This is a genomic window from Rhodanobacter sp. UC4437_H4 (assembly GCF_052978425.1).
In genome coordinates this window covers 3,027,959-3,040,586 of the sequence record NZ_CM129673.1, presented here as the reverse complement: position 1 = coordinate 3,040,586, position 12,628 = coordinate 3,027,959, and the positions used below count along the sequence as shown (strand labels likewise).

The following is a 12,628-nucleotide window of genomic DNA, read 5'->3' as shown; positions in this document are numbered from 1 at the left end:
GTGCGTTCCTCTTTGCCGTGGAACCTGCCGGTGCGAGGTTTGCGAGCTCCCTGGCGGACTTTCGCGCCGGCACGCGCCAATCCATGGTGTTTTCCCCCTTGCGTCCCCGACGACGTTTATCCCGGTGCCTCCCTCCTGGCGCCGGGATTTTTTCTTTGTGCCGTCTGGCCAGGCGATCGCCTTGCGCATGGCGGCGGGCATCCTCAACCGATCGCCTTGCGCATGGCGGCGGGCACCCTCACCCGATCGCCTTGCGCATGGCGGCGATCTCGGCCGCGTAATCCTTCGCGTGGAAGATCGCCGAGCCGGCCACGAAGGTGTCGGCGCCGGCGGCGGCGATCGCGCCGATGTTGTCGGCGGTGACGCCGCCGTCGACTTCCAGCCGGATCGCACGGCCGCTGGCTTCGATCCGCTCACGCGCCTGGCGCAGCTTCTCCAGCGTGCCAGGGATGAACTTCTGCCCGCCGAAACCGGGGTTCACCGACATGATGAGGATCATGTCCAGCTTGTCCATCACGTAATCGAGATGGTCCAGCGGCGTGGCCGGGTTGAACACCAGCCCGGCCTGGCAGCCGGATTCCCGGATCAGCCCCAGCGTGCGGTCGACATGCTCGCTCGCTTCCGGATGGAAGCTGATCAGGCTGGCGCCGGCCTTGGCGAAATCCGGCACGATGCGATCGACCGGCTTGACCATCAGGTGCACGTCGATCGGCGCCGTGATGCCGTACTTGCGCAACGAGGCGAGCACCATCGGCCCGATCGTGAGGTTCGGCACGTAGTGGTTGTCCATCACGTCGAAATGCACCCAGTCCGCCCCCGCGGCGAGCGCCGCGGCGGTGTCCTCGCCCAGCCGGGCGAAATCGGCGGCGAGGATGGACGGGGCGATGATGGCGCTTTGCTTGCTCATAAGCCGGGAATCGGGAATCGGGAATCGGGAATCGGGAATCGGGAATCGGGAAGATTATGAAGCCTGACGCGGCAAATGCCACCGCAAAGCCGCTTCTGCCATTCCCCATTCCCTATTCCCCATTCCCGGCCCCATCATTTGAATCCCCGTGCTTCCTTGATGCGGTCGTAGGCGGCGTTGATCTCGCTGGCGCGCGACTCGGCGCGCTTGCGCATGTCTTCGGGCAGGTCGCCGAGGCGGTCGGGGTGGTGCTCGGAGATCAGCTTGCGGTAGGCGCGCTTGATGGCGCGCTCGTCGGCGTTGCGGTCGATGCCCAGCACGGCATAGGGATCGGGCCCTTGCGGCGTGCGTTGCGGCGGCACGTAGCCGCCGCCATTGCCGTACTGCTGGCGGCCGCCGCGCGGGCCGCCCGCGCCCTGGTTCCAGGCGTAGCCCTTCATCGCCATCAGCGCCATCAGCTCCATGTCGCTGACGCGCAGCGCGAAGGCGAGCTGGCGCAGGATCGACATCTTCTCCGGCCCCGGGTTGCCCTCGGACAGTACCGTCTCGATCACCACGTCCAGCACCGGGAACGCGTGGTCGCGGCGCAGGCCGACCCAGCTGCGCAGCTCGGCGATGGTGCGGGTGACGTCGAACTCAGGCTGCTTGCCCGCATTGAAGCTGGCCACGGCCTGCGCGCGCTGCTCGGCGGTCAGGCCCATGCGCGTCATCAGCCGCTCGGCCACCGCGATCTCGGCCTCGGACACGCGACCGTCGGACTTGGCCACCGCGCCAAGCAGGGTGAACAGCGGGCCGACGAAACCGCCGGCCTCGGGCGTGGCCTGGCGGCGCTGGCTGTGGCGCAGGTTGTCGAAGATGAAACCGAGCACCGCGCCCACCACCGCGCCCGGCATGTGGCCGACCAGCAGGCCGAAGATGCCGAACCAGATCGTGTAGGTGAAACTCATGGCTGCACCTGCGCCGGCGCGGCCGCCTGCGCGCTGTACCAGCGTGCCAGCGCATCGAGCTCGGCGGCGTTCAGCGGGCCGATCGCCGCGCGCATCACCGGCACGTCGCGGCGGCCGTCGCGGTACTGCTTGAGCGCATCGCGCAGATAATCCAGCCGCTGCCCGGCCAGGTTCGGCACGCCGGGCATGTGCGCCTGCCCGGTCTCGCCGTGGCAGGCCGCGCAGAGGCCGAGCCGGCCGGGCCGGGAGGCAGATTGGGCAAGGCTGGGCGAGGCGGCCAGGCAAAGCGCCGCGATCAGGAATATTCGCATCGGCAACACATGGGGCCAAAGGATGCCAATTCTAGCAGTGCGCCCGATCGGCCCGGCGGCACGCTCCCGGCGCCGTGCCGGCAGTCGCTACAATAGACATTTGCCGCCTCGTGGAACCCGCCGTGCCCACCACCCTGCCCCAATCGAACCTGCCTGGCCTCGAGCTGATCCATCGCGGCAAGGTGCGCGATGTCTACGCGCTGGATGATCAGCGGCTGCTGATGGTGGCCACCGACCGGTTGTCGGCGTTCGACGTGGTGATGCCCAACCCGATCCCGGGCAAGGGCGAGATGCTCACCCAGATCTCCAACTTCTGGTTCGGCAAGACCGCGCACCTGGTACCGAACCACCTGCTCGACGTGCCGCTGGCCGAGGTGCTGCCGCCCGGCACCGACCTCAAGCTGTACGAGAAGCGCGCGGTGGTGGTGCGGCGGCTGAAACCGGTGCCGGTGGAATGCATCGCCCGCGGCTATCTGATCGGCTCGGGCTGGAAGGATTACCAGGCCAGCGGTGCGCTGTGCGGCATCGCGCTGCCGACCGGCCTGAAGCAGGCGCAGCAGTTGCCCGAACCGATCTTCACGCCCTCGACCAAGGCGGCGGTGGGCGACCACGACCAGAACGTCAGCTTTGACGCCGTGGTGGACGCGGTCGGCGCCGACCTCGCCGGGCAGGTGCGCGACGCCACGCTGGCGATCTACCGCTGGGCCGCCGCCTATGCGGCCGAGCGCGGCATCATCATCGCCGACACCAAGTTCGAGTTCGGCACCGATGCGAGCGGCAAGCTCTACGTGATGGACGAGATGCTCACCCCGGATTCCTCCCGCTTCTGGCCGGCCGACGAATACCGCACCGGCATCAGCCCGCCCAGCTACGACAAGCAGTTCGTGCGCGACTGGCTGGAGACGCAGCACTGGAACAAGACCGCACCCGGCCCGGTGATCCCGGACGAGGTGATCGCACGCACCGCGGCCAAGTATGCCGAGGCGCTGCACAAGCTGGCCGGCATCCGGCTCGACTGAGGTTTCATCGAGGGGGAACGCTCATGCGCACCATGCAGGACTGGCTCGACAGTTACAGCAGCGACCACCAGAACCCGACCAACCAGATGTTCCACTGGTTCTGCGTGCCGCCGATCGTGTGGTCGGTGATCGCGCTGCTGTGGGCGGCCCCGGTGCCGTTCACCGCGCTGCGCCCCGGTTCGTGGGCGGTGCTGGTGATGGTGCTGGCGTTCTACTGGTACTGGAAGCGCTCGCACCGGCTCGCGGCGGGCCTGCTGATCGCGTTCGCCGTGCTGGGCCTGTTCACCAACTTCCTGTACTGGCGGCTGGGCGCGCCGGCGCTGGCGTGGTGGGCGGTCGGCGTGTTCGTGGTGGCCTGGATCGGCCAGTTCATCGGCCACAAGTACGAAGGCCGCAAGCCCAGCTTCCTCACCGATCTGTCCTACCTGCTGGTCGGCCCGGCGTGGCTGATGGCCAAGCTCTATCGCAAACTGGGACTCCGCCAGATCACATGAATACCGCACTTGCCGTGACCAGCACCCTGCTCTGGTGGGTGCTCTACAGCAGCATGGCGGCGCTGGTGTTCGCGCTGATCGGCTGGTCGGTGCTGCGCTGGACCGAGCGCTGCGCGGTGGTGTTCAACCGCGTCTACCTCGCCTGCCTGCTGTGGACGATGCTCGGACTGTTGCTGGTGTTCCTGGTGGCCGTCTACGAAGGCGCGGTGCATCCACCCTACGGCGGCCTGCTGCACTCGGGCCTGCTGCGCGTCGCGCTGGTGCTGGACATGCTGCTCGGCGCGGTCCTGCTGTGGCGGCTGGTGCCGCGCATCGACGCCCGCCGCATCCGCCCCGGCAGCGCCTGTATGGCGGTGGCCGCGAGCATGGCGATCGGCTTCGGCGTGGCCACCACGCTGGTGTGATCCTCGACCCATGGCGGAGGCGGCCGGCGCCCCCGCCATGCATCGAGGCTCAGTGCAGGCCGAACAGCGCCGCGCCAAACACCATCGCGAAGATGAAACCGATGATCAGCGCCAGCACGATGCCGATCACCATGTTGACCAGCTCGACCACGCAGGCCTTGCCGAAGCCGATCTGGCTGCCGTCCGCGGCCAGCAACAGGTAGTTCACCACGACGGCACCGACGAGGAAGGTCACGATCAGCGACAGCACGCTGCTGTGCACCACCATGCCGAGGATCAGTGTCACCACGAACACCCCGACATAGGTCAGCACCACGGCACCCAACGCACGCAGGTAGGACGGCATGAAACCGACCACCAGGCGAAAGGACACGGCCAGCACCAGCGCGCCAAGCGCGATGCCCACGACGATCATGATCAGGATGGCGAACAGGCCCATGCCGGCCAAGGCGGCAAACGTAGAAGTACCCATAAAATCCCCTGGATTGCGATGGAAGGAAACCGCCCGGAGGCATCCCCACGCCTGGCCGGACGGCCACCCCAGCCTAACCGATTCCCAGCGCGGCGGCAGCGCCCGGGTCAGTGGAAATCGCGCGAGCGACTGTCCAGCTCGCCCAGCCACGCACTCATGTCGGTGAGCCGCCGGGCGATCAGGTGGGCCACGCCGTCGACGCATTCCCACTGCCCTTCCACCCCGAGCAGGCGCGCCTCCAGATACGCGCGCCGTTGCCGCTCGGCCACCTGGCTCCACACCACCACGTTGATCGCGCCGTGCTCGTCTTCGATGGTGATGAAGGTGACGCCGCTGGCGGTCTGCGGGCGCTGGCGCTGGGTGACCAGGCCGGCGGCGCGCACCGTGCTCTGGTGCGCTTGGCCGCGCAGGCTGCGCGAGTCGGCGAAACGCGCCGCGCGCAGGCGCGGGCGGATCAGTTGCAGCGGGTGCGGGCCGAGGCTGAGTCCGGTGCGCGCATAGTCCGACTGCAGGTTTTCCGCCACCGACGGCACCGGCAGCACGACAGCCTCTTCCGCCGGACTGGCGCGCCCGAACAACGGCAGCTGCGATTCGACCCCGGCCACCGCCCACTTCGCGCGATGGCGATGACCCGCCAGGCCACGCAAGGCGCCCGCCTCGGCCAGCAGTTCCTGCTGGCGGCGGTCGATGCCGGTGCGCTCGCACAGCTCCGTCACGTCGACGAAGGCACGCACGGCGCGCGCCGCCGAAATCCGCACGGCGACGTCTTCGCGAAAACCGCGCACTTGGCGCAGCCCGAGCCGCAGCGCCGGCTGATCGCGTGCGTCGTCCTCCAGCGTGCAGTCCCACTCGCTGTGGCGCACGTCGACCGGCCGCACCGCGATGCCGTGGCGCTGCGCGTCCTGCACGATCTGGCTGGGCCCGTAGAAACCCATCGGCTGCGCGTTGAGCAGGGCGCACGCGAACGCAGCCGGCTCGTGGCATTTCAGCCAGCAGCTGGCGTAGACGATGCCGGCGAAACTGGCCGCGTGGCTCTCGGGAAAACCGTAGCTGCCGAAGCCCTTGATCTGCTCGAACAGTCGCGCGGCGAACTCGGCGGTATAGCCGCGTTCGAGCATGCCGCGGATGATCCGCTCGCGGTGGTGCTCCATGCCGCCGTGGCGTTTCCACGCCGCCATCGCGCGGCGCAGCTGGTCGGCCTCGCCGGCCGTGTAGCCGGCCGCCACGATCGCCAGCTTCATCACCTGCTCCTGGAACAGCGGCACGCCCAGGGTGCGTTCGAACACCGCCTTCAGATCCTCCGACGGATAGTCCACCGGCTCCTCGCCGCGCCGGCGGCGCAGGTACGGATGCACCATGTCGCCCTGGATCGGGCCGGGCCGCACGATCGCCACCTGGATCACCAGGTCGTAGAAATTTTCCGGGCGATGCCGCGGCAGCATCGCCATCTGCGCGCGACTCTCGATCTGGAACACGCCGACGGTGTCGGCACGCTGGATCATCTCGTACGTTTGCGGGTCTTCGGCCGGCAGCGTCGCCAGGCTGTAATCCTGGCCGCGATGCGCGCGCAGCAGGTCCAGGCAACGGCGCACGCAGCTGAGCATGCCCAGCGCCAGGCAATCGACCTTGAGCAGGCGCATGGTGTCGAGGTCGTCCTTGTCCCACTGGATGATGGTGCGATCGGGCATCGCCGCGTTTTCCACCGGCACCAGCTCGGCCAGCGGTGCGTCGCTGATCACGAAGCCGCCGACGTGCTGGGACAGGTGCCGCGGCATGTCGCGCAACTCGGCGGTGAGTTTCAGCACCCGGCGCAGCACCGCGCCCTGTGGATCGAAACCGTGTTCGCGCAGGCGTTCGTCCAGCGATTGCTCACCGCGCCAGCCGAAGATGCCGCTCAGCTGGTCCACCTGGTCCGGCGGCAGGCCCAGCGCCTTGGCCACGTCGCGCACGGCGCTCCTGCCGCGATAGCAGATCACCGTGGCCGCCAGCGCGGCACGCTCGCGACCGTACTTGGCATAGATGTACTGGATCACTTCCTCGCGCCGCTCGTGCTCGAAATCCACGTCGATGTCGGGCGGCTCGTTGCGCTCCTTGCTGATGAAACGCTCCACCAGCAGGTTCATCCGCGCCGGGTCGACCTCGGTGACGCCGAGCGCGAAACACACGGCGGAGTTGGCCGCCGAGCCGCGGCCTTGGCAGAGGATCTTCCGGCTGCGGGCAAAGTGCACGATGTCGTGCACGGTGAGGAAATAGGACTCGTACTTCAGATATTCGATCAGCCCCAGCTCGTGCTCGATCTGCGCCCGGACTTTCTCCGGCACGCCATCCGGCCAGCGCCAGCGCATGCCTTGTTCGGTGAGATGGCGCAGCCAGCTGCTGGCGCTGTGGCCGGCCGGCACCAGTTCGGCGGGGTAGCGGTATTCCAGTTCGTCGAGGCTGAACGCGCAGCGCGCGGCGATGGCGGTGCTTTCGAGCATCAGCGCGGCAGGGTAGATCGCACCCAGTGCCTCGCGCCGGCGCAGGTGACGTTCGCCGTTGCGGAAGATCAGCGCGCCGGCCTCGGCCAGCGGCACGCGATGGCGGATCGCGGTCAGCGTGTTCTGCAGCGCCAGCCGGCGGCGCACATGCATGTGCACGTCGCCGGCGGCGACCAGTGGCAGGCCGAGGCCGTGCCCGAGTTGCCGCAGCTCGCGCAGGCGTTGCGCATCGTCCGGCCCGTGATGCAGTTCCACCGCCAGCCACGCCCGCTCGGCGAAGGTGTCGCGCATCCAGCGACCGTGCGCGACATCGGGCTCGCGCCCGGGCAGCCACAGCGCAAAGGTGCCCGGCACGCCATCGGCGAGATCGGCGCGCTGCAACCGGTACGTGCCCTTGGCCGAGGCGCGGCGGCCGCGGGTGATCAGCCCGCACAGCGCGGTATAGCCGGCTTTCGTTTCGCACAACAGCACCAGCTTCGGCCCATCGTCGAGCTGGAATTCGGCGCCCACGATCAGCTTCATGCCGGTGGCGCGCGAGGCTTCCAGCGCGCGCACGATGCCGGCCAGCGAGCACTCGTCGGTGATCGCCAGCGCCTCGTAGCCGCAGGCCTTCGCGCGCTCGAACAGTTCGCGCGCGCTGGATGCGCCGCGGCCGAACGAGAAGTTCGACAGGCAATGCAGCTCGGCATACGCGTTCATGCGAACCAGCCGTGCAGCATCCAGCCGTCGCGCTCGCCCGGCGTGCAGAACGCCCAGCCGCGCTGGCCTTGCGCGGTCTCCACCACGTAGTAGTCGCGGCACACCTCGCCGCCATCCCACCAGCCGGTTTCCAGCCGCTCGGGGCCGGCCAGGATCTGCGGGGCGGGACCACGCAGGGGAATCGGCCGCTCGAACAGCCAAGTCGGTCGCGGCGAGGGTTCCTGCCAGCCGTCATCGTGGGCCTTCACTTTCTGCGCCAGCTCGGGCCGCGGATCGGTGGTGCTGCCCAGCCGATGCACGGCGCGATCGCCCAGCCGCGCGCGCAGGCGTTCGCGCAACTGTTCGATCGGCAACGCATTGGCGGGGCGTTCGTCGAACAGGTCGCGGCCGGCCGGCACGAACGCAGGCAGGTCGCGCGCGATCAGGCGCATGGCCAGCACCGGCTGCGGCAATTGCACCTGCTCCAGTCGTCCGCGTGCCAGTTCGAACAGCATGCCGGCCTCGCGCTCGGGTGCGAGCAGGCCCACCTTCACCTCGGTGTGTCCCTCGCGATGTTCCAGCTGCAACGTGAAACGCTGCACGCCGCCGTCGCGACCGGCCAGGTAGGCGGACAGGTCGGCCGTCATCCGACGCAGCGGAAACACCAGCGCGCCGATGGCTTCGACTTCATGCGTGAGTTCGATGCGCAGGTCGAAGCGGTCGGGTGGCCGATACGCTTCCAGGCCGGCCGGGGCCGCGCCGGTCAGCCGATCCAGCGCCAGCAGCAACTCCGCACCGAAGCGCCGGCGCAGGCCGTCGCGCGGCAGCGCCAGCAACTGGCCCAGCGTGCGGATGCCCATGCCCGGCAAGGCGTCGGCCGCCGCCGCAGGCAGGCGACTCTGCGACAGCGGGATGCGCTGCAGCGCGTGGCGCAGTTGCTCGTCGGTGAGCACCGCCTGGCCGTCGGCGACACCGGTCAGCACGTGTGCCGCATGCGGCGTGGGCGCGGCGCTGATCCGGTGGCGGAAACCCAGCGCGTCGAGATCGGCGCGCAGCAGGCTTTCCAGCCGCGGCCACGAACCGAACAGGTTCAGGCTGCGGCTGACCTCCAGCACGATCGCGTGCGGCAACAGGCTCACCTCGGCGCTGTAGCGATAGGCCACCGCGGCCAAGAACCGATGCCAGTGGTCGACCCGCTCAGGCTGGTACGGCAGCGCCTCGAATTGCGCCAGCAGCGCCTGCGCCACGCTCAGCCGCTGGCCCACGCGCAGGCCGGCCTCGCGCGCGGCCGCGTTCGCCGCCACGATGCTGCGCGCATGCCCGGTGCCGGCCACCAGCACCAGCGGGCCCGCGTCCGGGCGGCGGCGGAGGACACCGTCCAGTGCCAGCTGCGGCAACAAGATGCAAGCCCACAACATGCGCGGCCACCATCAATGCAGCGCCGCGGTGGGCAGCGGCAGCGGTTGCGCCGGCACCGCGCCGCCCCGGCATTTGCGCACCCATACCCGCGCCTGCGGCCGTGCCTCCAGCTCCAGCCGCAACGCCGCCGGCGAGGCATTGGAGAGATGCCGGCGATCACGGAACGCGAAGGCCAGCGCGCGGCCGCCGTCGGCCGCCACCTGCAGGCGCCGCAGCGCGCGATCGTCCGCCTGCCGCGGCCACGCCAGCACCGCCGCGCAGCTGCCCGAGCGCAGGCATTGCTCCGTCGCCCACAGCACGTCGGCCTCGGTCGCGTTGACGATCTCGACCCGACGCATGTCCACGCCGTGCTGGCGCCAACCGGCCACGCAGGGCAGATACGGCGGCGCCACCAGCACCACCGGCCGCGCACCCTGGCTGAGGCGCGCCAGCGTGGGCAGCACCAGTTGCAGTTCGCCCACGCCATCCAGCGGCAGCAGGATTTCCGACAGCGCCGCCGCCGGCCAGCCGCCGCTGGGCAGTACCGCATCCAGCGCGGCCCAGCCGGTCGGCTGCTCGCCGGCCGGCGGCGGCTCGGCCCGGCCGCGCCAGACCCGGCGCGCATCGAGCAGGTTCGACAGTGGCACCACGGCCGCCATCAGCCGCCCCTCAGCAGGCCGGCGAACAGGCCTTCGATGGCGAAATCCTCGGTGGGGTCGGGATCGATCGGCTGGTAACCGGGGCTGTTCGGCAGCAGCCGGATCACCTCGCCCTGCCAGTACAGCCGCTTGATCGTGAAGCGGTCGCCGCCGACGCGCGCCGCCACCACCTGGCCGTGCCGCGCCACCGGCGTGGCGTGCACGCCGACCAGGTCTTGGTCGAGGATGCCCTCGTCGCGCATCGAGTCGCCGACCACCCGCACCAGATAATCCGGCGTGAGCCGGAACAGCCAGCGCGACACGCGCAGGCTGCGCTCGATCCGCGACTCGGAGAACAGCGGCTCGCCGGCGGCGATGCGGCCGACCAGCGGCAGCTCCAGGGTATCGGCATCCAGCGCGTCGGGCGCCTCCACCAGGCGGATGCCGCGCGAACGGTTCGGTTCGATCGCCAGCCGCCCCTTGGCCTCCAGCGAGCGCACATGCTTGAGCACCGCGCTGACGTGGGGCAGGCCCATCGCCCGGCCGATCTCCTCCAGCGTGGGCGGCTGCCCATCCCGCGCCACGCGGGCGCGGATGAACTCGAGGATGTTGGACTGGCGGCTGGTCAGGTGCAGGCTCATGGTTTCGGCATTTTCACCTCAAAAGGTGAAAATTGAAAGTGCCCGGAAATCATCCCCGCCGACCTCAATTGCGCAGCGGCACCCGCGCGCGGTGGTCCGCGTCGGCGTTGCGGCCGAGCACGTCGGCACGTTGCAGGGCCCGCCGCGCGTGGCGCTCCTCGCCCAGTTGCCGATAGACCCGGGCCAGCCCGAGGTAGAAACGCGGGTCGCCGTGGTACAGCCGGATGGCGCGCCGGTAGTGCTGCACCGCGCCGGCGTAGTCGCCCCGTTTTTCGTCGTCCATGGCCAGCAGGAACTGGAAGTACGGATCCTTCTGCTGCACCTTTTCCAGTCGCTGCTGGAAGCGGGCGCGGCGCGCCTCATCGCCCTGGCTGCGATACAGCGTGACCAGGTTGAACAGCGCGCCTGCATGCGTCGGGTCCAGCGCCAGCGCCTGCAGATAGTTGCGCTCGGCGCCGCGCAGGTCCCCCAGGCGCAGCCGCAACACGCCGGCATTGGCCCGACCGCTGGCATAGCGCGGCGCCAGCTGCAGCGTCATCGCCATGTAGGGGGCGGCGACCTTCGGGTCGTCGTCGGCCAGCAATTCGGCGGCGCGGTTGTTGTAGTAGAGCGCCAGCAGGCGCTGGTCGGGAATCGGCTCGGGCTGGTGCCGCGCCAGCACCTCGTCGCGGGCCACGTCGACGGTGTAGCGCATGCGGCCGATGGCGACTTGCGCATTGACGTGGTTGAAGCGGTAGACCACGTTGTCCTGCACGCGCCAGGCCACGACGTCGTCGATCTCCTGCGCGCGGGCCTCCAGCCCGGCCTCGCGCGCCAGCGCCACGGTGAGCAGGGTGAAGGTGAGGCAGTTGGCCTGGCGCAGCCGGTACGCCTGCGCCACCGTCAAGGTGGCGTCGGCGGCGTAGGTCATGCCCAGGCCGGAAGGATCGAACAGGAACGCCACCAGGCGCTGCAGCCGCTGCCGCTCCGACCCGCCACCGCCGGTGACCTGCTGCTGCAGTTGCGCGCGCAAGGCCGGCGGAATCGCCATGACCTGTTCGGGAGGCGGCATCGGCTCCGGCGGCGGCATGGCCGGGGCGGGCGCGGTGGCCACCGACCACGCCAGGATCGCCGCATGCATCCAGGCCACCATGCCGGAACCCTCCACGCACAAGGCGGGAACGTTTGACGCGGTCAGTCTAGACCTTTTCGCACGCACCGAACGGCGCGGTGAATCAGGCCTTGCGCAGCAGCCGGTACGCGGCGGTCTCCAGTGCGCTCACCCCTTCGGCGGCGAAGCCCGGCTGCTCGGCCAGGATGTCGCGGCGCTCCAGCAACTCCACCACCCAGTCGCGGCCGTAACGCTCGCGCACCTCGGCCTCGGACACGGCAAACGGCGGGCCCTGCTTTTCGTGCGGCGGATAGTCGAGCGTGATCAGCAGGCCGCGGCAGCCGGCAGGCAGCCTTGCGTGCAGTTCGTCCACGTAGCGACGACGCAGCTCCGGCGGCAGCGCGATCAGCGCGGCGCGGTCGTACACCGCCGAGCAATCGGCGAGGAGGTCGGCATCGAGCCCGAACACGTCGCCGCAGATCAGCTCGATGTTGCCGGCCACGTGGCGACGGCCACAGGCCGAGGCGGACACCTGCGGCGTCAGTTCGTGTTCGGCGAAGAACTGCTCCACTGCCAGCGGCGACAGCTCCACGCCCAGCACGCGATGCCCCTGCGCGGCCAGCCAGACCATGTCCAGCGACTTGCCGGCCAGCGGCACCAGCACGCGGGTGTCCGGCGCCAGTGCCAGCGCCGACCAGTGCGCGAGCAGCAACGGCGTGGGTCGATCCTGATGAAAGCCGGTGCGACCCTCGCGCCAGCGCCGATGCCAGAATTCGGGTTCCATGGCCTGTCTCCGGTGAACATGCCCGCGCACGGTAACAGGGTGTGCGTGACGCTTCAGCCGTGCCGGACCAGCCAGCGCAGATAGCCCAGATACAGCACGGTGGCCACCAGCGGCAGCGCATGCCAGGCGTATGCACCGGCGCCGCCACCGCACACTTGCAGGCCCAGCACGATGAGCGCGCTGCACAGGCAGGCACCGGGCAGCACGAAGATCGACAGGTTCAGCACCCGCAACTGGCGCGGGCGCAGCGAACGCCCGCTGGCCATGCCGCCGCCGGAAAATGCCACCAGCATGAACAGCAGATACGCCAGCAGCAGCTGGCCGAACACTCCCAGCAAGGTCCATCCCCACGACATGCCGTTTCCCCC

At 69.6% G+C, this 12,628-nt stretch carries 14 protein-coding genes; 3 read left to right on the top strand and 11 right to left on the bottom strand.

Annotated elements, in window-relative coordinates; all coding sequences use genetic code 11:
* Positions 1–238: 238 nt before the first annotated feature.
* The 3 genes from rpe to ACVCL3_RS13755 form a co-directional block, all read right to left on the bottom strand.
* The gene (gene rpe / locus ACVCL3_RS13765) at positions 239–907 is read right to left on the bottom strand and encodes a ribulose-phosphate 3-epimerase (protein WP_447098049.1); all 669 of its coding nucleotides are present in this window, start codon (positions 905–907) and stop codon (positions 239–241) included.
* 134 nt (positions 908–1,041) lie between these two features.
* On the bottom strand, positions 1,042–1,854 hold the full coding sequence (djlA, locus tag ACVCL3_RS13760) for a co-chaperone DjlA (protein ID WP_395120200.1): 813 nt from the start codon (positions 1,852–1,854) through the stop codon (positions 1,042–1,044).
* Positions 1,851–2,165 (bottom strand): c-type cytochrome, encoded by a 315-nt coding sequence (locus ACVCL3_RS13755; RefSeq protein ID WP_447099682.1) that lies wholly within the window; start codon positions 2,163–2,165, stop codon positions 1,851–1,853. The genes djlA and ACVCL3_RS13755 overlap by 4 nt, the downstream gene beginning before the upstream one ends.
* A 122-nt stretch (positions 2,166–2,287) precedes the next feature.
* Here ACVCL3_RS13755 and ACVCL3_RS13750 point away from each other — a divergent pair, with 122 nt between their 5' ends.
* Genes ACVCL3_RS13750 through ACVCL3_RS13740 form a run of 3 tightly spaced genes read left to right on the top strand, consistent with a single transcriptional unit; the run spans position 2,288 to position 4,082 of the window.
* Entirely contained in the window at positions 2,288–3,184 is an 897-nt protein-coding gene (locus tag ACVCL3_RS13750) for a phosphoribosylaminoimidazolesuccinocarboxamide synthase (protein ID WP_395120202.1), read from the top strand.
* Between the two features lie 23 nt (positions 3,185–3,207).
* The gene (locus ACVCL3_RS13745; RefSeq protein WP_395120203.1) at positions 3,208–3,678 is read left to right on the top strand and encodes an Mpo1 family 2-hydroxy fatty acid dioxygenase; all 471 of its coding nucleotides are present in this window, start codon (positions 3,208–3,210) and stop codon (positions 3,676–3,678) included.
* Complete coding sequence (locus ACVCL3_RS13740) at positions 3,675–4,082, top strand: hypothetical protein (RefSeq protein WP_395120204.1); 408 nt, start codon at positions 3,675–3,677, stop codon at positions 4,080–4,082. Before ACVCL3_RS13745 ends, ACVCL3_RS13740 begins: the two co-directional genes overlap by 4 nt.
* Positions 4,083–4,131: 49 nt before the next feature.
* On the opposite strand, the gene ACVCL3_RS13735 is transcribed toward ACVCL3_RS13740, so the two are convergent.
* From ACVCL3_RS13735 to ACVCL3_RS13700, 8 genes are all read right to left on the bottom strand, one after another.
* On the bottom strand, positions 4,132–4,554 hold the full coding sequence (locus tag ACVCL3_RS13735; protein ID WP_447098046.1) for a hypothetical protein: 423 nt from the start codon (positions 4,552–4,554) through the stop codon (positions 4,132–4,134).
* Between the two features lie 107 nt (positions 4,555–4,661).
* Positions 4,662–7,730 (bottom strand): error-prone DNA polymerase, encoded by a 3,069-nt coding sequence (locus ACVCL3_RS13730; RefSeq protein WP_447099681.1) that lies wholly within the window; start codon positions 7,728–7,730, stop codon positions 4,662–4,664.
* Positions 7,727–9,127 carry a Y-family DNA polymerase gene (locus ACVCL3_RS13725; RefSeq protein ID WP_447099680.1) on the bottom strand — a complete coding sequence of 467 codons (1,401 nt, stop codon included), beginning with the start codon at positions 9,125–9,127 and terminating at the stop codon, positions 7,727–7,729. Before ACVCL3_RS13725 ends, ACVCL3_RS13730 begins: the two co-directional genes overlap by 4 nt.
* A gap of 12 nt (positions 9,128–9,139) precedes the next feature.
* A complete protein-coding gene (gene imuA / locus ACVCL3_RS13720; RefSeq protein ID WP_447098043.1) occupies positions 9,140–9,766 on the bottom strand; it encodes a translesion DNA synthesis-associated protein ImuA in 627 nt (208 codons plus the stop codon).
* A complete protein-coding gene (gene lexA / locus ACVCL3_RS13715) occupies positions 9,766–10,386 on the bottom strand; it encodes a transcriptional repressor LexA (protein ID WP_447099679.1) in 621 nt (206 codons plus the stop codon). Before lexA ends, imuA begins: the two co-directional genes overlap by 1 nt.
* Before the next feature lie 64 nt (positions 10,387–10,450).
* Positions 10,451–11,518, bottom strand: a complete 1,068-nt coding sequence (locus ACVCL3_RS13710; protein ID WP_395120210.1) for a tetratricopeptide repeat protein — start codon at positions 11,516–11,518, stop codon at positions 10,451–10,453.
* Positions 11,519–11,600: 82 nt separating this feature from the next.
* Complete coding sequence (locus ACVCL3_RS13705; RefSeq protein ID WP_447099678.1) at positions 11,601–12,260, bottom strand: thiopurine S-methyltransferase; 660 nt, start codon at positions 12,258–12,260, stop codon at positions 11,601–11,603.
* A 53-nt stretch (positions 12,261–12,313) separates the two neighbouring features.
* A complete protein-coding gene (locus ACVCL3_RS13700; RefSeq protein ID WP_447099677.1) occupies positions 12,314–12,616 on the bottom strand; it encodes a hypothetical protein in 303 nt (100 codons plus the stop codon).
* Positions 12,617–12,628 lie beyond the last annotated feature (12 nt).

What these genes read in the sequence shown, in the direction of transcription:
- rpe (WP_447098049.1), bottom strand. Translation starts at nt 907, where the DNA reads ATGAGCAAGCAAAGCGCCATCATCGCCCCGTCCATCCTCGCCGCCGAT.
- djlA (WP_395120200.1), bottom strand. Translation starts at nt 1,854, where the DNA reads ATGAGTTTCACCTACACGATCTGGTTCGGCATCTTCGGCCTGCTGGTC.
- ACVCL3_RS13755 (WP_447099682.1), bottom strand. Translation starts at nt 2,165, where the DNA reads ATGCGAATATTCCTGATCGCGGCGCTTTGCCTGGCCGCCTCGCCCAGC.
- ACVCL3_RS13745 (WP_395120203.1), top strand. Translation starts at nt 3,208, where the DNA reads ATGCGCACCATGCAGGACTGGCTCGACAGTTACAGCAGCGACCACCAG.
- ACVCL3_RS13740 (WP_395120204.1), top strand. Translation starts at nt 3,675, where the DNA reads ATGAATACCGCACTTGCCGTGACCAGCACCCTGCTCTGGTGGGTGCTC.
- ACVCL3_RS13735 (WP_447098046.1), bottom strand. Translation starts at nt 4,554, where the DNA reads ATGGGTACTTCTACGTTTGCCGCCTTGGCCGGCATGGGCCTGTTCGCC.
- ACVCL3_RS13730 (WP_447099681.1), bottom strand. Translation starts at nt 7,730, where the DNA reads ATGAACGCGTATGCCGAGCTGCATTGCCTGTCGAACTTCTCGTTCGGC.
- ACVCL3_RS13725 (WP_447099680.1), bottom strand. Translation starts at nt 9,127, where the DNA reads ATGTTGTGGGCTTGCATCTTGTTGCCGCAGCTGGCACTGGACGGTGTC.
- imuA (WP_447098043.1), bottom strand. Translation starts at nt 9,766, where the DNA reads ATGGCGGCCGTGGTGCCACTGTCGAACCTGCTCGATGCGCGCCGGGTC.
- lexA (WP_447099679.1), bottom strand. Translation starts at nt 10,386, where the DNA reads ATGAGCCTGCACCTGACCAGCCGCCAGTCCAACATCCTCGAGTTCATC.
- ACVCL3_RS13710 (WP_395120210.1), bottom strand. Translation starts at nt 11,518, where the DNA reads ATGGTGGCCTGGATGCATGCGGCGATCCTGGCGTGGTCGGTGGCCACC.
- ACVCL3_RS13705 (WP_447099678.1), bottom strand. Translation starts at nt 12,260, where the DNA reads ATGGAACCCGAATTCTGGCATCGGCGCTGGCGCGAGGGTCGCACCGGC.
- ACVCL3_RS13700 (WP_447099677.1), bottom strand. Translation starts at nt 12,616, where the DNA reads ATGTCGTGGGGATGGACCTTGCTGGGAGTGTTCGGCCAGCTGCTGCTG.